A 24,661-nucleotide genomic window follows, 5' to 3' on the forward strand; every position below is an offset into this window, starting at 1 on the left:
CGATGGCAGTGGACGAGGGCGTCGCCCCGGCGGCGGGCACAACGGAGGACGAGACGGTTCATCGGCTGAAGCCCAACGCCGTAGGCCTGCTCGGCGTGGTCTTCATGGCGGTGGCGACCGCCGCGCCGATCACCGCGATGACCGGCAACGTGCCCTTCATGGTGTCGTCCGGCAACGGCATCGGGGCGCCCGCCAGCTACCTCGTGGCAATGGTCGTCCTGGCAATCTTTTCCGTGGGTTTCACGTCGATGGCGAAACACATCACCTCGACCGGGGCCTTCTACGGCTTTATCTCCTACGGCCTCGGCCGCACCGCCGGTCTCGCCTCCGGGCTGCTGGCGACCTTCGCCTACGTCGTCTTCGAACCGGCGCTGATCGGCATCTTCTCGACCTTCGCCACGACCACCCTGAAGGACCAGACGGGCGTGCACGTGCCCTGGTGGGCCTTCGCCCTCCTGATGCTCGCGATCAACGCGACCGGCACCTGGTTCGGCATCAGCGTCGCCGAGAAACTGCTGGTACTGCTGCTGGCGACCGAGGTGACCGTGCTGGCGGCCATGGCGGTGTCCGTCGCCCTCCATGGCGGCGGCCCGCACGGTTTCACCTTCGCGCCGGTCGACCCGGTCAACGCCTTCAAGGGCACGTCCGCCGGGCTGGGGCTGTTCTTCGCCTTCTGGTCCTGGGTCGGCTTCGAATCGACCGCGATGTACGGCGAGGAGTCCCGCGACCCCAAGCGGATCATCCCCAAGGCGACGATGATCAGCGTCCTGGGCGTCGGCGTCTTCTACGTCTTCGTCTCCTGGATGGCCATCACCGGCAACGGCGAGGCCGAGGCCGTGAAGGCCGCCTCCTCCGCGAACCCGCTCGCGCTCTTCTTCAACCCCACCGAGCGCTACGTCGGCCACTGGGCCGTCGACGTCATGCAGTGGCTGATGATCACCGGCTCGCTGGCCTGCGGCATGGCCTTCCACAACTGCGCCGCCCGCTATCTGTACGCCCTCGGGCGGGAGGGCGTACTGCCCTCGCTGAAGAACACCATCGGCCGCACCCACGCCCGGCACGGCTCCCCGCACATCGCCGGACTGGTGCAGACGGGGGTGAGCGCCGTACTGATCGCCGCGTTCTGGATCGCGGGCAAGGACCCGTACAACGCCCTCTACGTCCTGCTGGCCATCCTCGGCACGATGGCGATCCTGGTCGTGCAGGCCGTGTGCTCCTTCGCGGTGCTCGTCTACTTCCGCCGGCACCACCCCGAGAGCCGGCACTGGTTCCGCACGTTCGCCGCTCCGCTCGTCGGGGGGATCGCGATGCTGGGGGTGGTGGTGCTGCTGGTGTCCAACATGAGCGCGGCGGCGGGGCCGGAGTCCGGGTCACTCCTGCTCAAGGCGACGCCTTGGCTGGTGGCGCTGGTCGCGGCGACGGGGGTGGGTTACGCGCAGTACCTCAAGCGGTGGGCGCCCGAGCGGTATGCGCTGCTGGGGCGGACGGTGCTGGAGGAGACGAAGGAACGGTAGCCGTCCGGGGCCGCCGGCGGATTCAGCCCTCGCCGAAGGTCTTCTCCCGGTGGACCCGCCACCGCTCCATCATGGCCGAGATCTCGCCGTCGATGAATTCGAAGAAGGCGAGCGTCTCGGCCATGCGGCGTCCGGCGGGGGTGTCGGTGCCCAGGCTGGTGACGCCCTCGCGCAGAGCGCCCTCCCACCGCTTGATGACGGCTTCGCGGTTGGTGAGGGCCTCGTACCACTGGTTGCTGTGCACCCGGTAGCGCTCGCGGCGCGAACCGGGCTCGCGCTCTCGCGAGACCATGTGCTGCTGCGCGAGATAGCGCACGGCCCCGGACACGGCCGCCGGGCTGACCTGGAGCTGTTCGCCCAGCTCGGCCGAGGTCAGCGTGCCCGAGTCCGAGGACAGCAGGGCCGCGAACACCCGGGCCGGCATCCGTTGCATCCCGGCCTCGACCAGCTGGGCCGCGAAGCTCTCCACGAACCTCGAAACCGCCTCCGCGTCACGCCCCGCCACCTCTGCCATGGTCGTCATCCTACCCAGCGATTCAGAGCCTTCCCTAACTTCACAAATTTCTGAAAGAAGCGTACGTTCGGAGCCATGACGAAGGCAATCACGGTCGCCGGGCTCCACAAGTCCTTCGGCCGTACGCACGCGCTGGACGGCCTGGACCTGGACGTCGAGGCAGGTGAGGTGCACGGCTTTCTCGGCCCCAACGGCGCCGGCAAGTCGACCACGATCCGGGTGCTGCTCGGACTGCTGCGCGCCGACTCGGGCGCCGCGCAGGTGCTGGGCCACGACCCGTGGCGGGACGCGGTTCAGGTGCACCGCAGGATCGCCTACGTCCCCGGCGACGTGACCCTGTGGCGCAACCTCTCCGGCGGCGAGGTCATCGACCTCTACGGCCGGCTGCGCGGAGGCCTCGACACCCGGCGCCGGGCCGAGCTGATCGAGCGGTTCGAGCTGGACCCGACCAAGAAGGGCCGCACCTACTCCAAGGGCAACCGGCAGAAGGTCGCCCTGGTCGCCGCCTTCGCCTCGGACGTGGACCTGCTGATCCTGGACGAGCCGACCTCGGGTCTGGACCCGCTGATGGAAGAGGTCTTCCAGCGCTGCGTCGAGGAGGAGCGCGACCGGGGCCGGACGATCCTCCTCTCCTCCCACATCCTGAGCGAGGTCGAGGAACTCTGCGACCGGGTCAGCATCATCCGCAAGGGGCGGACCGTGGAGAGCGGGTCGCTGGCCGATCTGCGGCATCTGACGCGGACGAGTGTGAGCGCCGAACTCGCGGGCCCGCCCAACGGATTGGCCCAGCTGCCGGGCGTGCACGATCTCGACGTGCGCGGCCACCGGGTCCGGCTCCAGGTGGACACGGACCAACTCGACGCCGTACTGCGCTCGTTGAGCGCCTCCGGGGTGCGCTCGCTGACCTCGACCCCGCCGACGCTGGAGGAGCTGTTCCTGCGGCACTACCAGGAGGACATCGCCGAGGTGGCCGTATGACCTCCCAACTGGCGGGCACGGGAACGCTGCTGAGGTTCGCGCTGCGCCGCGACCGGCTGCTGATCCCGGTGTGGGTCGCGGTGAACGCGCTGATGGTCCTCTCCATGCCGAACACCCTGAAGACCCTGTACGGCACCCCCGCCCAACGCGCCGATCTACTCCACCAGATGGCCACCAACACCTCCCTGCGCGCCATGGTCGGCCCGGTCTTCGACGACTCCCTCGGCGCGCTGACGGCCTGGCGGGTCGGGGTGTACGCGGCCGCGCTCGCCGCCGTGACGAGCCTGCTCGTCGTCGTCCGGCACACCCGGGACGAGGAGGAGAGCGGGCGCCAGGAACTGGTCTCCTCCGGGATGGTGGGACGCCGGGCCCCGCTCACGGCGGCCCTGCTGACGGCGGCGGTCGCGAACGCGGCCCTCGGCGTCCTGATCACCGCCGGGCTGGCCGGGCAGGGGGCGGCGGGCGCGCCGGCCTTCGGGCTGGGGGTGGCGGGCGCGGGCATGGTCTTCGCGACGCTGGCGGCGATCGTCGCCCAGCTGACGGAGAGCGCCCGGCTGGCCCGTGGGCTGACGGCGGCCCTGCTGGGCGCCGCGTTCGTCCTGCGCGCGGCGGGCGACTCGGCGACCGACGACGGTTCCTCGGTCCTGACCTGGCTGTCCCCGCTGGGCTGGCTGGAGAACGTGCGCGCCTTCGCCGCCGAACGCTGGTGGGTCCTGCTGCTGTTCGCGGCGGCGACGGCCCTCCAGGCAGGAATCGCCTACGCGTTGGCGGGGCGCCGGGACATCGGCATGAGCTTCCTGCCGACCCGGCCGGGCCCGGCGGCCGGCCGTCTCGGCACGGCGGGCGCGCTGGCCTGGCGGTTGCAGCGCGGCAGCGTGCTCGGCTGGTCGACCGGCTTCTTCCTCGCCGGGGTCGTCTACGGCGGGATGACGGACGGCGCGGCCAGGCTCGTCGGCGACAACGCCAAGGCGCGGGAGATCTTCCAGCGGATGGGCGGCCAGTCGGGCCTGACGGACGCCTTCCTCGCCGCGATGGTCGGCATGCTCGGCCTGGTCGCCGCGCTCCATGTGGTGTCCTCCGTGCTCCGGCTGAGCGGCGAGGAGACGTCCGGGCGGGCCGAGCCGGTGCTGGCGGGTGCGGTGGGCCGGCTGCGCTGGGCCGCCGGCCATCTGCTGATCTCCTTCGGCGGCTCGGCCCTGATCATGCTGCTGGCCGGGCTGGGCTTCGCCGTCGGCTACGGCAGGCAGATCGGGCCGGTCCTCGGCGCATGCCTGCTCCAGGTCGCCGCCGTCTGGGTCATCGGCGGAATCGCCGTCCTGCTCTTCGGCGTCCTGCCGCAGGGCGCCACGGCGGCCTGGGGCGTGGCCGGCGCGGTCCTCCTGCTCGGCTGGATCGGCCCCGCCCTGAACGTCCCGCAGGCGGTGCTGGACGTCTCCCCGTTCGGGCATCTGCCGAAGCTGCCGGGCGGGGCGATGGAGTGGGGGCCGGTACTGGCCCTGCTGGGGCTGGCCGTGGTGCTGGTGGCCTGCGGGCTGGCGGGCCTGCGCCGCCGTGATCTGGCCGGCTGAGGCCCGGTCCGGGTGATCACCCCAGTTCCACGCTCAGCCCCTCCAGCCCCCGGATCACGAAGTTCGGCTTCCTCTCCGGTTCCGCCGCCAGGGTCAGGGTGGGGGCCTGCCGGAGGAGGGCCGTCATCGAGGCGGCCAGTTCGATACGGGCCAGGGGGGCGCCGATGCAGTAGTGGATGCCCGCGCTGAAGGAGATGTGCGGGTTGTCGGCGCGGGTCAGGTCCAGGCGGTCGGGGTCGGTGAAGACGGCCGGGTCGTGGTTGGCGGAACCGAAGAGCATCGCGATCTCCGCGCCCCTCGGGACCGTCGTGCCGTCGATCTCGATGTCGTCCAGCACCCAGCGCTCGAAGAGCTGCAGCGGGGTGTCGTAACGCATCAGCTCCTCGATCGCGGACGGGATCAGGGAGTGGTCGGCGCGCAGGGCCGCGAGCTGGTCCGGGTTGCGGAACAGCGCCCACCAGCCGTTCACCGTGGCGTTGACCGTGGCCTCGTGCCCTGCGTTGAGCAGCAGTACCGCCGTGGAGATCATCTCCTGCTCGGTCAGCCGGTCGTCGTCCTCGTCGTGCGCCGCGATCAGCCCGGAGATCAGGTCCTCCCCCGGCTCCTTGCGGCGCGCGGCGATCAGCTCCCGCAGGTACTCCGAGAACTCCGCCGAGGCCCGGACCGCCTTCGCCGCCGTCTCCTCGGACGGGTTCAGCTCGTACATCCCGCAGATGTCCGCCGACCAGGGGCGCAACTGCTCCCGGTCCGCCTCCGGGATGCCCAGCATCTCGGCGATCACCGCCACCGGCAGCGGCTCCGCCACGTCGGTGAGAAGATCTCCGCCGCCCTTGCGGACGAGCCCCGCCACCAGCTCGCTCGCCAGACCCTGCACATACGGCTGCAGCCGCTCCACCGTGCGCGGTGTGAACGCCTTCGACACCAGGCGCCGGATCCGGGTGTGGTCCGGCGGCTCCAGGTCGAGCATCCCGTGGTCGTTGAGCGTGTGGAACGGCTCGTGCTCCGGCGGGGGCGCGCTCCGGCCGAACTCCTCGTGCGAGAAGCGGTGCTGATACGTCCGCCCCAGCCGCCGGTCCCGCAACAGCGCCGAGACGTCCGCGTGGTGCGGCACCAGCCACTGGTCGGTCGCCTCGTACCGGATCACCCTGCCCCGAGCCCGCAGCTCGGCATAGGCCGGGTACGGGTCGGCGAGGAACGCCGGGTCCCAGGGGTCGAAGGTCGCGTCGGTGGAACCAGCCATGCCGGGACGCTAACCCGCCGCACCCACGGCTGACCAGGGGTCTCCGGCGCCTGGCGTGCCCGGCCCCGGTCCTCGCCGGGGACCCTCACCTGCACGCCCGGCGGTCAGCCCGGTGTCACCAGGCGGGCCTCGTAGGCGAACACCGCTGCCTGGGTGCGGTCCCTGAGGCCCAGCTTCACCAGGATGCGGCTCACATGGGTCTTGATCGTGGACTCCGCCACCACCAGCCGCTCGGCTATCTCCGCGTTCGACAGGCCCTTCGCGATCAGGACCAGCACCTCCGTCTCCCGCTCCGTCAGCTCGCCGTACGACGCGTGAGCCGCCGGTATCAGGCGCGGGGTCTCCGCCAGACGGGAGAACTCCGTGATCAGACGCCGGGTGACCGAGGGGGCCAGGAGCGCCTCGCCCGAGGCCACCACCCTTACCCCGTCGGCCAGTTGGCGTGCCGAGGCGTCCTTCAGCAGAAAGCCGGAGGCTCCCGCCCGCAGTGCCTGGTACACATACTCGTCCAGGTCGAAGGTCGTCAGGACCAGCACCTTCGCCCCCTCGTCCGCGGCGACTATCTCGCGGGTCGCCTCGATGCCGTTCAGCTCCGGCATCCGGATGTCCATCAGGACGACGTCCGGGGCCAGTTCACGGACCCGCTCCACCGCCTCCCTTCCGTTGACGGCCTCGCCGACGACCTCGATGTCCGGCATCGCGTTCAGCAGGACCGAGAATCCCTCGCGGACCATCATCTGGTCGTCGGCTATCAGTACGCGGATGGTCATGCGTCCTCTTCGATCCCCGTGGGGGCCGGCACGGGCAGGAATACCGTCAGCTCGTAGCCACCGTCCTCCGTCGGGCCCGTCGTCATCTCGCCGTTCAGCATCGAGACCCGCTCCCGCATGCCCGTGATGCCGTGCCCGGCGCCCGGTGAGGGCTTGATGAGGTGCGGGGCGGGCGGCGGGCCGTTGACGATGCGCAGGCCCAGGCCGCCCAGGACATAGCCGATCTCCACACGGGCGCTCGCTCCCGGCGCGTGCCGCAGGGTGTTGCTGAGCGCCTCCTGGACTATTCGGTACGCCGACAGCTCCACGCCCGGCGGCAGTTCGCGCACCGCGCCGGTCACGGCCTTCTCCACGGTGAGGCCCGCCTCGCGCACATTGGCGAGCAGGCCGTCCAGGTCGGCGAGGGTCGGCTGCGGGGCGTCCGGCGCCGCGTAGTCCTCCGCCCGCACGACGCCGAGGACCCGGCGCAGCTCGGTCAGGGCCGCCACCGCGTTCTCCCGGATCGTGACGAACGCCTTCTCCAGCTCCTCCGGCGGGTTCTCCACCCGGTAGGGCGCGGCCTCCGCCTGGATGGCGACCACCGACATGTGATGGGCGACCACGTCGTGCAGCTCGCGGGCGATGGTCGTGCGCTCCTCCAGCAGGGTGCGGCGGGAGCGTTCGTGCTCGGTCACCGTCTGCTGGGCGGTCACCTCCTGCCGGGCCTCCCGGCGTATGTGCCAGACCGTGACGATCAGCAGGACCAGCGCCGACAGGAACAGCATCGGGCCGGTGTCGGTGTCGTACTCCCGGCCGAAGAGTGCCTCGGTGAAGAAGCCGTACAGCGCGGTCGCCAGCCACATCCAGGCGGCCGTGCGCGGGCGGGTGCGGATCGCCACGACGGTGAGCACCACCAGGTGGGAGATGAAGCTGCTCGGCAGCCACGGCCAGCTGCCCCAGGTGGTGCCGATGATCGCCGTGACCGTCGTCGCCACGAAGGACAGCCAGAGCGCACCTGTCGGACGCACCAGGGTCAGCAGCACCGGCAGCAACGCCATCAGCGCGCACAGCAGGGCTCTGAACCCCGCCTCGTTGTCCGCGAGGGCGACGAGCGCCGCCAGTGCTCCCGCGGCCGCCACCGTCGCATGCGGGGCCCACCGCGCCTTCTCCCGCATGCGGCTCGGCAGCCGGCGGGCCAGCGGGCCAGCCACGGACGCGGGGGGCAGGGGGCGGTAGGCGAAAACGTCCTCGAACAGGTCCTGCCGCAAGCCGCGCAGGGCGTCCGCGGCGAGCCGGAACTCCGGGCTGCGCGGCTGGCCGGGCGGGCCCGGCGGTGTCGTCTGCGTGTGCGTCGTCTCGGTCACATACAAAACGGTAGGCGTCCGCCGGGTCGCGGTCGTCACCTTGCAGAGGGGTCCTCGGGGATCCCTCTCAGGTACTACGGGTCGCCCCGCACGGGTGAGAGGGGCTGCTCCAGCGGTCACAGGGGATTCTTCGAGGGGTCAGCGGCCGCCGGGGCGGACCACGCCGGACTCGTAGGCGAAGACCGCCGCCTGGGTGCGGTCCCTGAGGCCCAGCTTCACCAGGATCCGGCCCACGTGCGTCTTCACGGTCTGCTCGGCCACCACCAGCCGCTCGGCGATCTCCGCGTTCGACAGGCCCTGCGCGATCAGCGCCAGCACCTCCGTCTCCCGTTCGGTGAGGTCGCCGACGCGCTGCTTGAGCGGGGCCCGGCGGCTGCCGTCCAGCCGGGAGAACTCGGCGATGAGCCGGCGGGTGATGCCGGGTGCGAGCAGGGCGTCGCCCGCGGCCACGACCCGTACCGCCTCGGCCAGCTTGTCCGCGGAGGCGTCCTTGAGCAGAAAGCCGGAGGCCCCGGCCCGCAGCGCCTCGTACACGTACTCGTCCAGGTCGAACGTGGTCAGCACCAGCACCTTGACGGCGGGATGCTCGACGGTGATCCGGCGGGTCGCCTCGATGCCGCCGAGTTCGGGCATCCGGATGTCCATCAGCACCACGTCCGGCGCCAGCTCGGCGGTCCGGGCGATCGCGTCCAGACCGTCCACCGCCTGCCCGATCACCTCGATGTCGGGCTGGGTGTTGAGCAGCACGGTGAAGCCCTGCCGGACCATCTGCTGGTCGTCGGCGATCAGTACGCGGATACTGCCGGCGCCGCTCGTCATGGGGTCTGTTCTCCTGTCGGGGCTCGGGGCCTGGGGCCCGGGGGTCTGGGCCTGGGGCCCTGGATTCTGGGCCTGGGCCTGGGGCTTGCGGGTCGGTGGGTATGGGGCGGGGCACGGTCAGGGCGGAGAGAGCGGCGCGGGGTCTGTCGCTTCGGGGGTGCCCCCGCGGGGGAGGAACGCCGTCACCAGGAAGCCGCCTTGCCGGGTCGGTTTCGCCTCGACCTGCCCGCCCAGCATCGCCGCGCGCTCCCGCATGCCCAGCAGGCCATGACCGCTGCCCGGGGACGGTGGCACCGGACGGCTGGGGCGGGTGTTGCTCACGCTGAGGTATATCCCGTTGGGCAGGTGGGCGATGTCCACTCGGACCTTCGCCCCCGGCGCGTGCCGCAGCACGTTGCTCAGCGCCTCCTGGACGATCCGGTACGCGGACAGTTCCACGCCCGGCGAGTAGCCGCGCGCATCCCCCTCCTCGGCCTTCACCACGTCCAGGCCGGCCGCCCTGGTGTTCTCCAGCAGGGCGTCCAGCCGGGCGAGGTTCGGCTGCGGGGCGTCGGGGGCCGGGCCGGTGCCGGGCGCGGACAGGCTAGGGGCGTCCTCGACGGTCTCCGGTTCGTCCGGGCTCTCGGAACGCAGCACGCCGAGCACGCGCCGCAGCTCGGTCAGGGCCTCCAGGGCATTGTTACGGATGCCCGCGAGGTTCTCCTTCAGCTCCTCCGAAGGGTTCTCCACCAGGTGGGGCGCCACCTGGGCCTGGATGGAGATCACCGACATGTGGTGGGCGACCACGTCGTGCAGTTCCCGGGCGATACGGCTGCGCTCCTCCAGGAGGGTGCGCCGGGCGCGCTCCTCCGCGGTGATCGTCGTCTGCTGGACCAGTTCGGTACGGGCCACGCTTCGGCTGCGCAGGGCGGCGCCGATGACGGCGGCCACGGCGAACAGGGCGAGGGCGACAGGTCCCGTCGCGGAGTACTTCTGCGCTCCGATGCCACCTTCGACGACGTAGGTCGTCAGGGCGGTCACGGCGAACGCCGCGAGGGTGCCGCGAGGGCGGACGCGCAGGGCGAGCAGCAGCAACACGGCCATGTGGGCGAGCAGAATGGGCGCGGCCCAGGGCCAGTTGGGGTTCACCAGCTCGGGAGAGGCCAGGTTCGGGCGGGCCAGCAGCGCGGTGACGGTGGCGGCCGCCAGGGACAGGGCGAAGGCGGGGACCGGACGCCATAGAGCCAGGATGACGGCGCCAGCCTGCAGAAACGTGCTCAGGAAGGCCACGGCGGTGGTGAAGCCGTAGCTGGTGGACAGCTCCTCGGCGCCGGCCAGGGCGATGCCGAGGGACACGTAGACGACGAGGGTGTACGTGAGGAGACGCAGCCAGCGGTACTTGGAGAAAGGGGGTGACTGGGGCGAGGGGTTTTCGCCCAGCCAGGCGCCGAGGCGGGCGGCACGGGACCGGGTGGCGGGGCCGGGCTCGGTCTCAGCCTCGGTATCGGCATCGGGCTCGGTATCGGGCTCGGACGGGGTCCGGGAGGCGGGTGAGGCCGCGCGCCCGGCGTCGCCGGGGTGGCTGGGGTGGCCGGGATCACCGGTCGGGTTCTCGGAGGCCGCGGACATCACGGACGTAACTCTAGGCATGGCGCGAGGACCTCGACGGGGGCACATGGCGGCGGATCACCCGCGACGCACGGTTCCGGGGACGGGCGGGGCCCTGCTCGTGGTGCCGGAAGGCCATCCAGCACAGGGCCAGGACCAGGGCGAAGACGGGGAGCCAGACGAGGCGGGACGCCACCCAGGCGACGGAGTCCGGCGATGTGTGCAGGCCGGGCAGCCGGCCGGCCGACAGGCCGGTCGCCGTGGTCGCCATCATGGCCGTCTGGTGCCACAGGAAGATGGTCATCGCGGAGAGGTTGACGAAGGCCGTCGCCGCCCAGACCACGGGCCGGGCCATCACGCGGCGCAGGCGGTCACGGAGCAGCAGGGCGAGGCCGCACTGGGCCAGGCCGAAGGTGACGGCCGCCAGGGTCGGCGGGTTGAGGTTGGAGATCGCCGCGCCCGGGACGCCGACCATGGACGCCGGGTAGCCCGCGCAGATGATCAGCAGGGCCGTGGCCGCCGTACCGCCCAGCAGCAGGACCCAGGCCGAGCGGCGGCTGCGCAGCTCGCCCCGGGCCCAGGCGGCGCCCAGCGCGTACGGGACCAGCCAGCCCGCCGCCACGTTCACCCAGCCGAGCCAGGACGGGCCGAGGTGCAGACCGAAGCGGATGACGTCCACGTGCAGGACGACGGCGAGCGGCCAGAGGGGGTTGAGGCGCGCGACGAGCGGGGTGACGGCCGTCAGCGCGGCGAAGACCACCAGGAACCACAGCGGGGACAGCGCCAGCTTGACCAGCGTGTGGATCGTGGACAGGGGCGCGCCGGTGAGGAGGAGGGTCACGGCCGCCACCGACCACAGACCGAGCAGTGCGGCCACCGGGCGCAGGAGGCGGGTCAGACGAGCGCGCAGCCAGGAGCCGTAGGTGTCTCCTCTGCCGCGGGCCGAGGCCAGACTGCGCGTCGCCACCTGGCCGCCCACCAGGAAGAACACGGCCAGCGTCTGGAACAGCCAGGAGACCGGGGCCAGCCAGGGCAGGTGCTGCAGCGGGCTCACCGTGTGCAGACCGCCGTCTCCCGCGACCAGCGCCGTCACCAGCCAGTGGCCGAGGACCACACCGAGGATCGCGAGGGCGCGAAGGGCGTCGATCGCGCGGTCCCGGGATGCGGGGGTGGCGGCGTCGACCTGGCGGGCGGCTTCGCAAAGGGCGTGGCGGGCAGTGGCGGGAGTGAAGGGGAGGCGAGTGCGGCGGCGCGTGCCGCGCGGGGTGGTGGTGGAAGTAGGGGTGGGAGTGGGGGCGAAGGCTGCCGGGCCAGTGTGGTGAGGAGGGGTACGGCGGATACGGCGGGTGCTTGCGGTCAGCTCAGTCACGGGTCACCTCCGAGGTCTCGCCGAGGGTGATCCGGGCCAGGTTGGCGAGGGAGGCCGAGCCCGGGGTGAAGTAGCCGCTGTGGTCGGCGTCGGCCGCGTCGAAGACCCGGGCGCCGAAGGGGCGGGAGACCGGGTCGGTGCCGAAGCCGATGGTGGTGCCGAAGAGGGTGGCGCTGGTGTGCGGGAGGTGCCGGATCCAGTCGTCGCTGCCGCGGGCCGCCCAGATGCGGGCGTGGGTGTGCAGGGCCGCGGCGGCGTCCGCACCGGTGCCGGGGCTGCCAACCAGGGCGATGTCGTCCGCGTCCAGGCCGGGGGCAGCGCGGCCGCAGACCACCGTGCCGTAGGAGTGGCAGAGCAGGGATATGTGCGCCTGCGGCCGGGTCGCGGCACGCAGGTCGCGTATGAAGGTGCGCAGGTGGGGGGCGGCTTCGTCGGCGCGGGTGGTCGTGGTGACCGTGGTGCTGACCGTGGCCGGGGGTTCGTAGCCGAGCCAGGCGACGACGGCGGCGGCGCTGGTGCTGGTGCCCTTGGGTGCGCGGTGGGTGAGGTCTGCGTACAGGGCCGCGGCGGCCTTGTGGAAGCGGGCGTAGGTGTCCAGGGAGGTGTCCGAGCCGGGGACCAGGACCGCGATGTGGTCGGCGTGGGCGAGGTCGCCGAGGACCTCCGTGGCCTGGCCGGCGCCTCGGCCGTCGAAGGTGAGGAGGTTTCGGGACGGGGCGGCCAGAGCCTGGTCGGCGGCGGCGCGGTGGGGGTCGCCGTGGGTGGCGGCCATGTGGGCTGCGCGGGTGGCGTTGGCTCGGTTGGCCTCGTACGTGGTGTGGAGGGTGGTGGCTGTGAGTGGGGGGAGCGATGCGGGGGTGGGGGCGGGGATCTGAGGGCGGGCCGCGCCGGAGAGGGGGGCGGCGATGGCTGCGGTGAGGAGGGTGGCGAGGAGGGTGCGGCGCCATGTGTGGCTGCGGGGGGTGTGGGGGGCGTGAGAGGCGTGGGGGGCGTGGGGCGCCTTCGGCGGGATTCGGTTTCCCACCCGCACCACCCGTGACAGTTTCGTCGTCGAGTGCGGGTGGCCCCCTCGGGACGGAATCGCCGTCGGCGGCTGCGGGTCCGGGGAGAGGACATCGGTGCCTGTCGGCGGCTGCGGGGCGGAGGAAGGGGATTCGGAGGAATCGGTGTTCGTGGGCTGGTGCCGGGCTTGGGAGAGGGGGGTTGTGCTGGAGGAGGGCGCGTGGGAGTGGCCCATGGTCGGGTTCCTTTCAGATGGCCCGGCCGTCGGGCTTCTCTGAGAAGGAAATTAGGGATCTGGGCCTGTCGTCGGCGTCCCGCCAGGGAGCCGTTCTGCGGGGTAGCTCTCAGGTATTACGGGTATCACCTGAGCCGGCCCGGACGGGTCGGACTGCCGCCGTCACCACGCCAGTTGGGCGATCTCCTCCGCCACCACCGCGCACGCGTCCGCCGCCGGGTCGATCAACGGGAAGTGGCCCACGTCCTCCAGCAGTGTCAGGCCCACCACCTCGCCCGCCTTCGCCGCCGCGTCCGCGTACGACTCGGCCACCGTATGCGGTACCACCACGTCCGTGCGCCCCTGGACCAGCGTCGTCGCGATGCCCGTCGGAAGGAGGAGGACGGGGTCGGCGTACGGGCGGCGCTCGGCGAACGTGTCCTGGCCGCCGAGGAGTTGCAGGCTCGCGTTGCCGCAGACGTCCAGCTTCTCGGCCACCTCGAAGTCCGCGATCGGGGCGAGGGCGACGACGCCGCGCAGCAGGGCGGGCTGGGTGGTGCGCCAGGCGGCGTCCGCGGGCAGGACGTGGCGGGCCGCGGCCCACAGCGCGAGGTGGCCGCCGGCCGAGTGGCCCGTCAACACCGTGCGGCGGGGGTCGGCCTGCGGGAGCGCCTCTCGGACCAGCGCGGGCAGGGCGTCCAGCGCCGCCGCGACGTCGTCGAAGGTTTCCGGCCAGCGGCCCGCCGGAGGGGTGGCGTCACCCGGGTCCTGCTCTTGCTCCTGCTTCTGCTTCTGCTTCTGCTTCTGCTTCTGCTTCTGCTCGGGGATCAACGGATCGCCGCCGCGTCGGTACTCGACGTTGGCCACCGCGAAGCCCCTGCGGGCCAGATAGTCCGCGAACGGTGTGATGTGGCGGCGGTCGTAGCGGGCACGCCAGGCGCCGCCGTGCAGGACGACCACCAGGGGAACGGGGGACTCCGAGGTGGTTCGGGGAGCGTAGAAGTCGATCACCTGGTCGGGGTGGGTGCCGTACGCGGAGGTGGCGTCGGGGTCGACCGCGGCGTGCGAGAAGGCCGAATCCTCTTCGGCGGCGGCGCGGGCTGCTGCGGCGGCGTCGTCCGGCATGCTCCAACCTCTCAGCGATGGAACGTGTTTGGCGTGTGGCGGACCAGGTGAGGAATTTTCGTTCGCCGTTGGCGGGACGGTATCAGGCCAGTCATGCGCGGGGGCATGGGGATGTGACGCAGGGTCAGGAGTAAACGGTTCTGCGCCGGGGGCGGGGAGCGCCGGGCGGGGGCTGGGCGGGGGTGGGGTCGCTCACCGGAGCCGCCGCCCCACCCACGACCCCACCGCGCGACCCCGCCCCCGCCCCTCCCCTACGTCAGTTCCTCGCTCAGGATCCGGGCCGCTCGCTCGGTTTCGGTGAAGGTGACGTACAGCGGGGTGAAACCGAAGCGGAGGATGTCGGGATGGCGGAAGTCGCCTACGACACCCCGGGCGATCAGGCGGCGCATCACGTCACCGGCGTCCGGGCAGCGCAGGGCGATCTGGCTGCCGCGTTCCTCGTGGCGCTCGGGGGTCGCCGACTCGACGCGGCCCGGTTCGGTGTACGCCCGCACGCAGCGCAGGAAGAAGTCGGTCAGCGCGAGGGACTTGGCGCGGACGGCGGCGACGGAGACGCCGTCCCAAACGTCCAGGGCCGCCTCCAGGGCCAGCATGGACAGGATGTCCGGGGTGCCCACGCGGCCGCGCAGCGCACCCGGTGCCGGGGCGTACGACGGGCTCATGCCGAAGGGATCGGCGTGGGAGTTCCAGCCGGGCAGGGGGGAGTCGAAGCGGGGTTGCAGGTCCCTGCGGACGTAGAGGTACGCCGGTGAACCGGGGCCGCCGTTCAGGTACTTGTAGGTGCAGCCGATCGCCAGGTCGACCCCGTGCTGGTCCAGGCCCACCTCCAGGGCGCCCGCGCTGTGGCACAGGTCCCAGACGGACACGGCCCCCGCCTCGTGGATCGCGGCCGTCAGGGACGGCAGGTCGTGCAGGCGGCCGGTGCGGTAGTCGACGTGGTTCAGCAGGACGGCCGCCGTGCGGTCGGTCAGGGCTGCGGGGACCTCCGCCGGAGTCACCGGGCGCAGGGTGCGGCCGGTCAGGCGGGCCGCCGACTCGGCGATGTAGCCGTCCGTGGGGAAGGTCGTCGCGTCGACCAGGATCTCGGTCCGGGTGTCGGCCGACATCCGGACCGCCGCCACAAGTGCCTTGAACACGTTGACACTTGTGGAGTCGCCCACGACGATCTGCCCGGCCGCCGCGCCGACCAGCGGGGCGATCCGGTCGCCGATCCGCTCGGGCGCGGTCCACCAGCCGCTCTCGTCCCAGGAGCGGATGCGCAGTTCGCCCCACTGGCGGCGGACCACGTCGGCCACGCGGTCGGGGACGTGGGCAGGGAGCGCGCCGAGCGAGTTGCCGTCCAGGTAGACGACGCCGTCCGTGACGAAGCGGTCCCTGAGCGGTGCCAGGTCGTCCGCCGCGTCCAACTTCTCTGCTTGCAGGGCCAGTTCAGAGAGTGCCGAGTCAGACATGGGACCTCGCCGTCCACAGCTCCGGGAAGACGTTCTTGCGGGCGCGCTTCTCCAGCCAGGCCACGCCGGCCGAGCCGCCCGTGCCGGGCTTGGCGCCCATCGCACGGCGGGTGGCGACCAGATGGTCGTTGCGCCAGCGCCAGACCAGTTCGGCCACGTCGGTCAACGCCTCGCCCAGGCGGGCGAGTTCGCTGTCCTGGTCGGCAGAGTAGATCGCGGTCCAGGCGGACTCGACGGCGTCGTCGGCGTCGTAGCGCCGGGAGACGTCCCGGTTCAGGACGGACTCGGGGATCGCGTGGCCGCGGCGCGCGAGGAGGTGGACGACCTCGTCGTACAGGCTCGGCTCGTGCAGCGCCTTCTCCAGTTCCGCGTGGGCGCGCGGGGCGCCGCGGTGCGGGACGAGCATGGACGCGGACTTCTCGCCGAGCAGGAACTCCATACGGCGGTACATCGCCGACTGGAAGCCGGAGCCCTCGCCGAGGGCGGAGCGGTAGGAGTTGAACTGGGCGGGAGTGAGCTGGCCGAGCGGCTTCCAGGAGGCGTTCAGGGCCTCCAGTTCCCGTACGGAGCGCTTGAGCGCGGCGACGGCGGTCGGGACGTCGTCCGAGCGGAGGGCGTTCGCGGCGGTCTCCCACTCGTGCACGATCACCGTGAACCACAGTTCCATGACCTGGGTGGTGACCAGGAAGACCATCTCTCCGGGGTCGTCGGAGAGGGTGTGCTGGAGGTGGGTGAGGACGTCCGCTCTGACGTAGTCCTCGTACGGCGTCGTGCCCGCGAAGTCGAGGTTCGGGTCGAGGGTGCCGTCGGGGGTCTGTGCGAGATGCGGGGTCTCGGGCTCAGCGGCCTGGAGAGGGGGTTGAGCCTGTTGGGACATCGCTGTCTCCTGTTGTTACTCCGGGTAGCGGTCCGCCCCTGCCGATTCCGGCACGGGGGCCCCGGTCCCCAAGCGGAATCCTCCGCAATCCCACCGGATACGGCAAGGCCCGTCTGCTGCCAGACGGGCCACACCGGGGACTCCCGTAGGGGGCGGCCCAGGATCAGTCCGGGGTCAGCCCAGGGTCAGCCCGAGGTCAGCCCAGGGTCTGGGCGGCCGTCGGCGAGGAGTCCCTCAGGAACTGGGCGCAGCGCTCGTGCTCCTCCTGCTCGCCGATCGCCTGCGCGGCGCGGGCGAGGGCGTGCAGGGCGCGCAGGAAGCCGCGGTTGGGCTCGTGCTCCCAGGGGACCGGGCCGTGGCCCTTCCACCCGCTGCGGCGCAGGGCGTCGAGCCCGCGGTGGTAGCCCGTACGGGCGTAGGCGTACGACTCCACGACCGCGCCGCGCTCGAACGCCTCGTCGGCCAGCTGGGCCCAGGCGAGGGAGGAGGTGGGGTACTTGGCGGCGACGTCCGCGGGGGCGGTGCCGGCCGCGAGGAGTTCGCGGGGCTCCGGGTCGTCGGGGAGGTGGGTCGGGGGCGGGCCGCCGAGGAGGTTTTCATGAATCGTCATGAGGTCCAGTCTGGCTCACGTGGCGCCGCGCTGTGCTGGTGCCGTGTGCGGGCAGCGGCACTGTGAAGCCGACGGCGCCGCAACGCCCAGGCCCCTACCGCCCCCGCCCCTCCAGCGGCGGAGCCGTCACGCTGCCATGGGTGCGGCATTCCGGGCGACGGCACCCCGGGGCCGGCCGGCGGACCAGTGTGAAGGCCAGGGCCGAGCCCAGCAGCAGCACCCCCGCGCACAGGGGCATCGCCCGGTCGAACGCCGCGTTGAAAGCCGGCGCGGAGCGATACGCCTCGGGGCCCATCCCCGCGAGCAGCGGCAGCGCCGCGACCGCGATCAGGCCCGCCGCCCGGGCCGCCGCGTTGTTGATGCCGCTGGCCAGGCCCGCGCGGGCGGTACCCACCGAAGCCAGGACCGTGGCCGTCAGCGGGGCGACGAGCGTGACCATGCCGGCGCCCATGACCAGGACGGCCGGCAGGACGTCCGTCAGATAGCCGGCGTGCGGGCCCACCCGGAGCATCAGCAGCATCGCCGCCGCGCAGAGGAGAGGGCCGGCGGTCAGGGGCAGGCGGGGGCCCGTGCGGTCCGCCAGGGCACCGGAGCGGGCCGAGAACAGCAGCATCAGGACCGTCGTCGGCAGCAACGCCGTGCCGGCCGCCAGGGGTGAGTAGCCCGCCACCACCTGCAGTTGCAGCGCGGTGAGGAAGAAGAAGCCGCCGAACGCCGCGTACACGCACACGGTGACCAGGTTGACGGCGGTGAACTGGCGGGAGGCGAAGATGTCCGGTGGGAGCATCGGGTCCGGGCGGTGCCGTTCGACGTACACGAAGGCCACCGCCGCCGCCAGGCCCGCGACCGCGGTCAACGCCACCACCAGCGAACCGGCCCTCGCCTCGATCAGCGCGTATGTCAGCAGAGCCAGGGCCAGGGCGCCCAGCGCCGCGCCCAGCGCGTCGAAGCGGGCGTGCTCACCGCCGTCCTCCGACTCCGGGACGTGCCGCAGCGCCACCGGGACGCAGAGCAGCGCCACCGGGACGTTCAGCAGGAACACCCAGCGCCAGCCGGGGCCGGCCACGAGCCAGCCGCCCAGGAACGGGCCGACCGCCGCGCCGATCCCCCCGAAGCCGGACCACAGGCCCACCGCCCGGCTCCGGTCGTCGGGATGGAACGAGGCCTGGATGATCGCCAGCGATCCCGGAGTCAGCAGCGCGCCGCCGATGCCCTGCAGTGCCCGCGCGGCGATCAGCATCGCGGAATTCACCGCCAGCCCGCACAGCAGGGACGCCGCCGCGAACCACACCACGCCCAGCACGAAGATCTTCCGGCGGCCGTAGTGGTCCCCCAGCGAGCCGCCCAGCAGGATCAGACCGGCCAGCGTGACCATGTACGCGTTGACCGTCCACTGCAGCGCGGCGAGGCTCGCGCCCAGGTCGCGGCCGATGCGCGGCAGCGCCACATTGACGACGGTCGAGTCCAGCAGGGCCATGCTGGAGCCGAGGACCGTGCTGAGCAGGATCCACTTGCCCTGGGACGAAGCCAGCCGGACATCGGGCATGCCCCCAGGTATACAGCCGCGCAAGGGAAAAGGCGCGGGCCCGGCGACTTGGACAAGTCACCGGGCCCGCCACAGACGTCGTACGACGCCTTACGTGATGCAGACGTCGTACAACTGCCTTACTTGATCTTGTTGCCCGCCGAGCGCAGGTTCTGCGTGGCCTCGACGACACGCGCGGCCATCGACCCCTCGGCCAGCTTGCCCCAGGTGCGCGGGTCGTAGGCCTTCTTGTTGCCGACCTCGCCGTCGACCTTCAGGACGCCGTCGTAGTTCTGGAACATGTGGGCCGCGACAGGGCGGGTGAAGGCGTACTGGGTGTCCGTGTCGAGGTTCATCTTCACGACGCCGTTCTCCAGCGCGGTCAGGATCTCCTGCTCGGTGGAGCCGGAGCCGCCGTGGAAGACGAAGTCGAACGGGGACTGCTTGCCGAACTTGGCGGCGACGCCGTCGTTCAGCTCCTTCAGCAGGTCGGGGCGGAGCACGACGTTGCCCGGCTTGTACACGCCGTGCACGTTGCCGAAGGAGGCGGCCAGCAGGTAGCGGCCCTTCTCGCCCAGGCCCAGGGCCTCGGCGGTGCGGATCGCGTCGTCGACCGTCGTGTACAGGGAGTCGTTGATCTCGTGCGAGACACCGTCCTCCTCGCCGCCGGTCGGGGTGATCTCCACCTCGAGGATGATGTTGGCGCGGCGGGCCTGCTCAAGCAGCTCCTGGGCGATGGCCAGGTTGTCGGCCAGCGTCTCGGCGGAGCCGTCCCACATGTGGGACTGGAACAGCGGGTGCCTGCCGGCCTTCACGCGCTCCTCGGAGACCGCGAGCAGCGGACGGACGTACCCGTCGAGCTTGTCCTTCGGGCAGTGGTCGGTGTGCAGCGCGATGTTGACCGGGTACTTCTCGGCGATGATGTGCGCGTACTCGGCGAGCGCGACCGCGCCGGTGACCATGTCCTTGCTGTACTGGCCGCCGAGGAACTCGGCACCACCGGTCGAGATCTGGACGATGCCGTCGCTCTCCGCCTCCGCGAAGCCGCGCAGCGCCGCGTTCAGGGTCTGGCTCGAGGTGACGTTGATGGCCGGGTAGGCGAACTTGCCTGCCTTCGCCCGGTCCAGCATCTCGTTGTAGACCTCGGGGGTTGCGATGGGCATCTGTCCGCTCCTTGTGTTGCGGGTGAGAGGTTCTGCGTTACGGCCCTGACCTAGACCTGGGGATTCGACGCCGTCGTCGATCCCATCTTTCCAGACCCGGCGCCCTGCTCGGCGCACCCGTCAAGTCCAGGTCAAACCGCCCGGTCAGTCCAGACCCAGTTCATCCTTCGAGAAGGCGAAGAGGTACGGCACCCCGGCCTGTTCGGCGATCGCCTCGGCCGCGCCGGTGGCCCGGTCCACGATCGTGGCGACGGCGACGACCTCGGCGCCGGCCTCGCGCAGTGCCTCCACGGCCGTCAGCACGGAGCCGCCGGTGGTGGAGGTGTCCTCGACGGCGAGGACGCGGCGGCCCTTGACCTCGGCGCCCTCGATACGGCGCTGCAGGCCGTGCGCCTTGCCCTGCTTGCGCACGACGAACGCGTCGAGGACCTTCCCGCGCGCGGCCGAGGCGTGCAGCATCGCGGTGGCCACCGGGTCGGCGCCCAGGGTGAGCCCGCCGACGGCCTCGTAGTCCAGCTCGGCGGTCAGGTCGAGCATGACCTGACCGACCAGCGGCGCGGCCTCGCCGTCCAGCGTGATCCGGCGAAGGTCGATGTAGTAGTCGGCTTCCTTGCCCGACGACAGGGTCACCTTGCCGTGCACCACGGCCTTGTCCTTGATCTGCTGCAGCAGCGCGCCGCGTACGTCCGTCATGCCGACCAGCTTAAAGGCGCCGCCAGCTCCAGGTCGTCGTCGCCTCCAGCGGCTCCAGCGGGGTGACCAGGCGGGGAGCGGTGTTCAGGCCGTTGGGCGGGCCGGTCTGCGGCTCGACGCACACGGCCTCGGCCTGCTCGTCGTAGACGACCACCCACTCCTCGCGGCTGGTCACCTTCAGCTCCAGCTGCCGGGGCCAGGTGAGGGTGACGTCGACTCCGTCGGGCATGCCGAAGCAGTCGTCCCAGGGGCCGGGCCTCGGGTCGATGCGGTTGCCGGTCGGCAGATGGTCGGCGCCGCGCTCCTCCTGCCAGCCGGGCTTGAAGTCGAGCGTCACCTCCTCGCCGACCGCACCGTCCTCGCCCGCGAGGGTGCGGTTGAACCAGGGGTGCCAGCCGATCTGCGCCGGGAAGGAGTCGTCCCGCGCCTCCACCGACATCGTCAGCGTCAGGCTGTCCTCGGTGAGCGTGACGACCTGGGTGACGCGGCCGGGGTGCGGCCAGGGATCGACCAGGTCGTACGTGATCACCGCCTCGTTCTCCGCGACGCGCGCGACGCGCCAGGCGCCGTCGCGGGCGGTGCCGTGGATGGCGTGCGGCGGGGAGTTGAGCGGCATCTGGCGGGCGGATCCGCCGTCGAGGAAGCGGCCGTCCCGGATACGGCCGCACCAGGGCACCATCGGGAAGCAGCCGTAGCGGTGCCCTTGCCTCAGCAGTTCCAGGGAGCCGACCTTGAGGCCGCTGATACGGCCGCCGTTGGCAGGGCTGACGTGTACCTCTGCGTCGCCCGCTGTCAGCGTGATGTCTTCGTTACTCACGGGAAGACACTACTGAAGACGCTACTGGGGAGACACGGCCCCGCGCCCTCGGCCGGCCGCGGTCAACGGCGTTTGCGCAGTGCCCTGGTGACCACGATCGCCGATGCCACCACCAGTGCCGCCGCCGGTGCCGCCCAGCGCAGTGTCGATGTCGCCGTGGTCGTCTGGGGGGCCGGGACCGGGGCGTAGCGGCCGCGGGGCGGGGCGTGGTCGACCTCCTCGGCGCTGCGGCCGATCATCGTCCGGCGTGCGTGCGCGGCCTCGGCGGGGGGCTCGCCGGTGTCGGCGAAGTCCGCGAGGCGGTCGGCCGCCGGGTCCAGGGAGGGCGGGGGGACCTCGGCGTCGAAGACGGAGGCGCGCTCGTCCTCGGACCCAGGAGCAGGCTCGGGCCCAGGCCCAGGCTCGGGCTCGGGCTCGGGCTCGGGCTCGGGCTCGGGCTCGGGCTCAGATTCCAGCTCCGGCTCCGGCTCCTGCTCCTGCGCCTCCGCCTCCGCCTCCGCCTGCTCCTCCGGAGTCTCCGGTGCCGTAGCCAAGCTCTCCACGAAACGGTTGAGCAGGCGGGTCACCGCCGTACGCACCGCGTCCGCCGGCAGATCCGCGATACGGCCGTCCGCGTCCGCCGTGCCCTCGATCGTGACCGTCGTGCCGCCCTCGGTGTCCGTGAGGCGGAGGGTGAGGGCGAGCTTCACGGTGCCGGTGCCGCGGGCCTCGACGGCGTCGCCCTCGACGGCGTACGTACCGTCCCCGCGGGCGACCACCCGGGCCGTGCCCCGATAGGTGACGGAGTGCCCGCCGACGCGCAGTTTCAGGCGTCCGGCGACGGGTTCGGCACCGGCGTCCTGCTGCAGACCGGGGACCGCCCGGGCGACGCGCGCGGGGTCGGCGAGGGCGTCCTTGAGCGGCTCGACCGGGACCGGGACGAAGACCTGGTGCTCCATGTCCGCTGAGCCTACCCAGGTGTGACCGGAAAGTACCCCCCGCCTGACCGGCTCGTCAGTACCGGCTCAGTAGCGCGGATGGACCAGCGTGGACGGCGGGAGCCCGCCGATCCGGGTCCGCCGTGCCGCCCTGCCGTCCGCCGTCAGCTCGCCCTGCGTCAGCGTGCGCGGGTGCCAGGAACCGAGCCGCAGGGAGGGCGCGGTGGCCCCCGGCGTCGCCAGCAGGAACCCCCAGTCGTACGGGGAGCCGGAGGGGCCCGCCGAGCGGTCGGGGCCGGCCGGGAAGCCGGAGTCGCGGCCGAGGACCCGGTAGGGGGAGCCGGCGAAGCCCGCGGCGCGCAGGGTCGCGGCGACCGTCCAGAAGACTCGGGGGCGGGTGGTGACGGAGCCGGCGTGCACGACGAGCCGGCCGCCGGGGGCGAGGACCCGGCGGGCCAGGCCGTAGAACTCCTGGGAGTACAGCTTGGTGCTGGCGGTGATGCCGGGATCGGGCAGGTCGGCGATCACGACGTCGTACGACCGCCCCCGCGCCTGGCGCAGCCAGCCGAGCGCGTCGGCCGTGGTGGGATGGACGCGCGGGTCGTCGTAGGCGTGGGCGTTGGCGGCGGCGAGGCCGGGGTCGTGGCGGGCCAGCCGGAGCAGGCCGGAGTCGAGTTCGACGATGTCGAGGCGGCGCACCCCGGGTCGGCGCAGCACCTCGCGGGCGGCCAGGCCGTCGCCGCCGCCGAGGATCAGCACGCGCGCGTGCGGTCCGCCGGACAGCGCGGGGTGGACGAGGGCCTCGTGGTAGCGGCGTTCGTCGCGGCCGCCGACCCGCAGCCGGCCGTCCAGGAAGAGGTCGAGGGGTTTGCCGTCGGTACCGCCGGTGAGGACGACCTCCTGGACCTCGGTCTGTTCGGCGACCCGGACGTCCTTGCCGTAGACGGCGTGCCGGGCCGCCCGTTCGAAGTCGTCGGCGAGGGCGGCGGCGGAGCCGAGGACGCCGAGGACGACGAGGCCGCCGAGCAGCAGGGTCCAGCGGGCCCGGCGGGTCAGGTCGCGGCGGAACAGGCCCAGCACCAGGGCGCCGCCCGCGACGACGTTGACCGTGCCGGTGAGCAGCGCGCCCGTCAACTGGCCGAGGAAGGGCAGGAGTAGGAAGGGGAAGGCGAGGCCGCCGACCAGCGCGCCCACGTAGTCGGCGGCGAACAGGTCGGCCACCGCGCCGCCCGCGTCCTGGTGCCGGATGCGCTGGATCAGCTCCATCAGCAGCGGGACTTCGGCGCCGATGAGCAGGCCGATGGCGAGGGAGAAGGCGACCAGCAGACAGCGCGGGCCCTCGGCCCACATCCCGCCCCAGCCGCCGGTCCAGGCGAAGACGGCGTACAGCGCCATCGCGCTGCACCCGCCGACCAGGGCGAGGACGGTCTCGATCGCGCCGAAGCCGGCGGCCGCATGCCAGCGCAGCCGCTTGGCGCCGAGGGAGCCGATGCCCATCGCGAACACCATCACGGACAGCACGACGGAGGCCTGGGTGACCGAGTCGCCGATCAAGTACGAGGCGAACGCGACGAGTTCGAGTTCATACACGAGTCCGCAGGCCGCGCAGACGAAGACGCACACGAGAACCAGGAACCGCCCGGTGCCGGGCCGGACGGGCAGCCGGGCGGGGCCTGTCCAGGAGGGCGGGGCACCCGGGGGAGCGGGGGCGTGCGGTTCGATCACGCTGCGACGTTACGTCACATGCGCGGTACGCTTCGTCACCCACACGTGTGGAAATGGGGGCAGTTGACGTCGTAGGGGTTTATGCCCGCAAGGCGTGCTCGGCCTTACGTCGGCCTCACGTCCGTGCGGAGTTCTCGGCCCGGCGGTCCGGTTGCGCCGACGGCACCCGCGCACCGACCCGGGTGCGGGTGGCCACCAACTGTCCGTCCTGCGGGTAGGCGTGCCAGGTGCGCCAGTGCACCTGGCCCTCGTGGCGCTGGGCCAGCATCGCGGTGAAGGCGTGCGGGCTGCCGGGGAAGACGCCGGCGAGGCCGTGCGGATGGTCGGAGACGAGGGCCAGCAACTCCTGGGCGCGGCCCGCGAACGAGCCGGGTGTGAGCACCTCGACGCGGGCGGCGAACTCGTACTCCCAGTCGCCGACCCGCTTGGCGACGCCGAGCGGCAGCGGGGTGCTGGAGCCGGGGATGCATGCGACCGTCTCCGAACAGCTGCCGTGCTCCTCCTCCAGCAGCACCTGGTGGGAGGCGCCGAGCAGTCTCAACTGGAGCTTGGCACCGCTGAGTTCCAGGTCGAGGGCGGCCAGGGCGGGCAGCGGCTCGCGTCCCAGGGCCCAGGCTAGGTCGGCAGCGCGCGTATCGGTGTAGGAGGTGTTCAGGGTCGTGAGCATGGATCGGCTCCGCATAACACGCGATGAGGGGGAGATCGGCCATGTCAGCCCAGCCGGCCCGGCCGGGGTGGGAAGTCTCAGTGACGTCCGAGGGGCTGCGTTGGCGTTTTAGAGGGAATCATGAACAGTGGCGCCCCCACAGCGTCTTTACCCAACTTCGTGGGGTTTCCATC

22 protein-coding genes are annotated in these 24,661 nt (G+C 72.2%); 3 read left to right on the forward strand and 19 right to left on the reverse strand.

Annotated features, from left to right (window positions below):
* Nucleotides 1-2 precede the first annotated feature (2 nt).
* Nucleotides 3-1,514: an APC family permease gene (locus AB5L52_RS20590; RefSeq protein WP_351025903.1), complete on the forward strand. Its 1,512-nt coding sequence runs from the start codon at nucleotides 3-5 to the stop codon at nucleotides 1,512-1,514.
* A gap of 22 nt (nucleotides 1,515-1,536) precedes the next feature.
* Here the strand turns inward: AB5L52_RS20590 and AB5L52_RS20595 are convergent, their stop codons facing one another.
* Nucleotides 1,537-2,028 carry a MarR family transcriptional regulator gene (locus AB5L52_RS20595; RefSeq protein ID WP_351025901.1) on the reverse strand — a complete coding sequence of 164 codons (492 nt, stop codon included), beginning with the start codon at nucleotides 2,026-2,028 and terminating at the stop codon, nucleotides 1,537-1,539.
* A gap of 75 nt (nucleotides 2,029-2,103) precedes the next feature.
* Between AB5L52_RS20595 and AB5L52_RS20600 the strand changes: the two genes are divergently transcribed.
* Complete coding sequence (locus AB5L52_RS20600; protein ID WP_351025898.1) at nucleotides 2,104-3,006, forward strand: ABC transporter ATP-binding protein; 903 nt, start codon at nucleotides 2,104-2,106, stop codon at nucleotides 3,004-3,006.
* On the forward strand, nucleotides 3,003-4,574 hold the full coding sequence (locus AB5L52_RS20605) for an ABC transporter permease (RefSeq protein ID WP_351025895.1): 1,572 nt from the start codon (nucleotides 3,003-3,005) through the stop codon (nucleotides 4,572-4,574). The genes AB5L52_RS20600 and AB5L52_RS20605 overlap by 4 nt, the downstream gene beginning before the upstream one ends.
* Before the next feature lie 16 nt (nucleotides 4,575-4,590).
* Here AB5L52_RS20605 and AB5L52_RS20610 read toward each other — a convergent pair whose 3' ends face one another.
* The 18 genes from AB5L52_RS20610 to AB5L52_RS20695 all read right to left on the reverse strand — a co-directional run bounded on the left by AB5L52_RS20610 (nucleotide 4,591) and on the right by AB5L52_RS20695 (nucleotide 24,488).
* Nucleotides 4,591-5,814 (reverse strand): cytochrome P450, encoded by a 1,224-nt coding sequence (locus tag AB5L52_RS20610; RefSeq protein WP_369365509.1) that lies wholly within the window; start codon nucleotides 5,812-5,814, stop codon nucleotides 4,591-4,593.
* Nucleotides 5,815-5,918: 104 nt separating this feature from the next.
* Nucleotides 5,919-6,584 (reverse strand): response regulator transcription factor, encoded by a 666-nt coding sequence (locus tag AB5L52_RS20615; protein ID WP_351566634.1) that lies wholly within the window; start codon nucleotides 6,582-6,584, stop codon nucleotides 5,919-5,921.
* A complete protein-coding gene (locus AB5L52_RS20620; RefSeq protein WP_351025886.1) occupies nucleotides 6,581-7,927 on the reverse strand; it encodes a histidine kinase in 1,347 nt (448 codons plus the stop codon). The genes AB5L52_RS20615 and AB5L52_RS20620 overlap by 4 nt, the downstream gene beginning before the upstream one ends.
* 138 nt (nucleotides 7,928-8,065) lie before the next feature.
* Nucleotides 8,066-8,746, reverse strand: a complete 681-nt coding sequence (locus AB5L52_RS20625) for a response regulator (protein WP_369365512.1) — start codon at nucleotides 8,744-8,746, stop codon at nucleotides 8,066-8,068.
* A 117-nt stretch (nucleotides 8,747-8,863) separates the two neighbouring features.
* Nucleotides 8,864-10,354: a sensor histidine kinase gene (locus AB5L52_RS20630; protein ID WP_351025880.1), complete on the reverse strand. Its 1,491-nt coding sequence runs from the start codon at nucleotides 10,352-10,354 to the stop codon at nucleotides 8,864-8,866.
* Nucleotides 10,355-10,367: 13 nt separating this feature from the next.
* Entirely contained in the window at nucleotides 10,368-11,480 is a 1,113-nt protein-coding gene (locus tag AB5L52_RS20635; RefSeq protein WP_351026211.1) for an acyltransferase, read from the reverse strand.
* Between the two features lie 214 nt (nucleotides 11,481-11,694).
* A complete protein-coding gene (locus AB5L52_RS20640; RefSeq protein WP_351025876.1) occupies nucleotides 11,695-12,726 on the reverse strand; it encodes an alpha/beta hydrolase in 1,032 nt (343 codons plus the stop codon).
* A 375-nt stretch (nucleotides 12,727-13,101) separates the two neighbouring features.
* Nucleotides 13,102-14,043 carry an alpha/beta hydrolase gene (locus AB5L52_RS20645; protein ID WP_369365513.1) on the reverse strand — a complete coding sequence of 314 codons (942 nt, stop codon included), beginning with the start codon at nucleotides 14,041-14,043 and terminating at the stop codon, nucleotides 13,102-13,104.
* Nucleotides 14,044-14,294: 251 nt separating this feature from the next.
* Nucleotides 14,295-15,494 (reverse strand): kynureninase, encoded by a 1,200-nt coding sequence (gene kynU, locus AB5L52_RS20650; RefSeq protein ID WP_351025871.1) that lies wholly within the window; start codon nucleotides 15,492-15,494, stop codon nucleotides 14,295-14,297.
* Complete coding sequence (locus AB5L52_RS20655; RefSeq protein ID WP_351025868.1) at nucleotides 15,487-16,371, reverse strand: tryptophan 2,3-dioxygenase family protein; 885 nt, start codon at nucleotides 16,369-16,371, stop codon at nucleotides 15,487-15,489. The genes kynU and AB5L52_RS20655 overlap by 8 nt, the downstream gene beginning before the upstream one ends.
* A gap of 196 nt (nucleotides 16,372-16,567) precedes the next feature.
* Complete coding sequence (locus tag AB5L52_RS20660) at nucleotides 16,568-16,981, reverse strand: DUF3151 domain-containing protein (protein WP_351025865.1); 414 nt, start codon at nucleotides 16,979-16,981, stop codon at nucleotides 16,568-16,570.
* A 94-nt stretch (nucleotides 16,982-17,075) separates the two neighbouring features.
* Nucleotides 17,076-18,527: an MFS transporter gene (locus tag AB5L52_RS20665; RefSeq protein ID WP_369365517.1), complete on the reverse strand. Its 1,452-nt coding sequence runs from the start codon at nucleotides 18,525-18,527 to the stop codon at nucleotides 17,076-17,078.
* Nucleotides 18,528-18,646: 119 nt separating this feature from the next.
* Nucleotides 18,647-19,669, reverse strand: coding sequence for a class II fructose-bisphosphate aldolase (fbaA, locus tag AB5L52_RS20670; RefSeq protein WP_351025861.1), 1,023 nt, complete (start codon nucleotides 19,667-19,669; stop codon nucleotides 18,647-18,649).
* A 144-nt stretch (nucleotides 19,670-19,813) separates the two neighbouring features.
* The gene (gene pyrE, locus AB5L52_RS20675) at nucleotides 19,814-20,362 is read right to left on the reverse strand and encodes an orotate phosphoribosyltransferase (RefSeq protein WP_351025858.1); all 549 of its coding nucleotides are present in this window, start codon (nucleotides 20,360-20,362) and stop codon (nucleotides 19,814-19,816) included.
* Between the two features lie 10 nt (nucleotides 20,363-20,372).
* Nucleotides 20,373-21,179 carry an aldose 1-epimerase gene (locus AB5L52_RS20680; RefSeq protein ID WP_351025855.1) on the reverse strand — a complete coding sequence of 269 codons (807 nt, stop codon included), beginning with the start codon at nucleotides 21,177-21,179 and terminating at the stop codon, nucleotides 20,373-20,375.
* Between the two features lie 62 nt (nucleotides 21,180-21,241).
* Nucleotides 21,242-22,117, reverse strand: a complete 876-nt coding sequence (locus AB5L52_RS20685; RefSeq protein WP_369365520.1) for an SRPBCC domain-containing protein — start codon at nucleotides 22,115-22,117, stop codon at nucleotides 21,242-21,244.
* A 66-nt stretch (nucleotides 22,118-22,183) separates the two neighbouring features.
* The gene (locus AB5L52_RS20690) at nucleotides 22,184-23,821 is read right to left on the reverse strand and encodes a polyamine aminopropyltransferase (protein WP_351566609.1); all 1,638 of its coding nucleotides are present in this window, start codon (nucleotides 23,819-23,821) and stop codon (nucleotides 22,184-22,186) included.
* A 115-nt stretch (nucleotides 23,822-23,936) separates the two neighbouring features.
* Nucleotides 23,937-24,488 carry a DUF2617 family protein gene (locus AB5L52_RS20695; protein ID WP_351025847.1) on the reverse strand — a complete coding sequence of 184 codons (552 nt, stop codon included), beginning with the start codon at nucleotides 24,486-24,488 and terminating at the stop codon, nucleotides 23,937-23,939.
* Nucleotides 24,489-24,661 lie beyond the last annotated feature (173 nt).

Origin of the sequence: Streptomyces sp. CG4, from assembly GCF_041080655.1 — a bacterium.
Taxonomy (GTDB): Bacteria; Actinomycetota; Actinomycetes; order Streptomycetales; family Streptomycetaceae; genus Streptomyces.

Coding starts and splice junctions, on each gene's coding strand:
- AB5L52_RS20610 (WP_369365509.1), bottom strand. CDS start 5,814: ATGGCTGGTTCCACCGACGCGACCTTCGACCCCTGGGACCCGGCGTTC.
- pyrE (WP_351025858.1), bottom strand. CDS start 20,362: ATGACGGACGTACGCGGCGCGCTGCTGCAGCAGATCAAGGACAAGGCC.
- AB5L52_RS20615 (WP_351566634.1), bottom strand. CDS start 6,584: ATGACCATCCGCGTACTGATAGCCGACGACCAGATGATGGTCCGCGAG.
- kynU (WP_351025871.1), bottom strand. CDS start 15,494: ATGTCTGACTCGGCACTCTCTGAACTGGCCCTGCAAGCAGAGAAGTTG.
- AB5L52_RS20655 (WP_351025868.1), bottom strand. CDS start 16,371: ATGTCCCAACAGGCTCAACCCCCTCTCCAGGCCGCTGAGCCCGAGACC.
- AB5L52_RS20695 (WP_351025847.1), bottom strand. CDS start 24,488: ATGCTCACGACCCTGAACACCTCCTACACCGATACGCGCGCTGCCGAC.
- fbaA (WP_351025861.1), bottom strand. CDS start 19,669: ATGCCCATCGCAACCCCCGAGGTCTACAACGAGATGCTGGACCGGGCG.
- AB5L52_RS20645 (WP_369365513.1), bottom strand. CDS start 14,043: ATGCCGGACGACGCCGCCGCAGCAGCCCGCGCCGCCGCCGAAGAGGAT.
- AB5L52_RS20595 (WP_351025901.1), bottom strand. CDS start 2,028: ATGGCAGAGGTGGCGGGGCGTGACGCGGAGGCGGTTTCGAGGTTCGTG.
- AB5L52_RS20660 (WP_351025865.1), bottom strand. CDS start 16,981: ATGACGATTCATGAAAACCTCCTCGGCGGCCCGCCCCCGACCCACCTC.
- AB5L52_RS20625 (WP_369365512.1), bottom strand. CDS start 8,746: ATGACGAGCGGCGCCGGCAGTATCCGCGTACTGATCGCCGACGACCAG.
- AB5L52_RS20590 (WP_351025903.1), top strand. CDS start 3: ATGGCAGTGGACGAGGGCGTCGCCCCGGCGGCGGGCACAACGGAGGAC.
- AB5L52_RS20605 (WP_351025895.1), top strand. CDS start 3,003: ATGACCTCCCAACTGGCGGGCACGGGAACGCTGCTGAGGTTCGCGCTG.
- AB5L52_RS20600 (WP_351025898.1), top strand. CDS start 2,104: ATGACGAAGGCAATCACGGTCGCCGGGCTCCACAAGTCCTTCGGCCGT.
- AB5L52_RS20685 (WP_369365520.1), bottom strand. CDS start 22,117: ATGGAGCACCAGGTCTTCGTCCCGGTCCCGGTCGAGCCGCTCAAGGAC.
- AB5L52_RS20665 (WP_369365517.1), bottom strand. CDS start 18,527: ATGCCCGATGTCCGGCTGGCTTCGTCCCAGGGCAAGTGGATCCTGCTC.
- AB5L52_RS20630 (WP_351025880.1), bottom strand. CDS start 10,354: ATGTCCGCGGCCTCCGAGAACCCGACCGGTGATCCCGGCCACCCCAGC.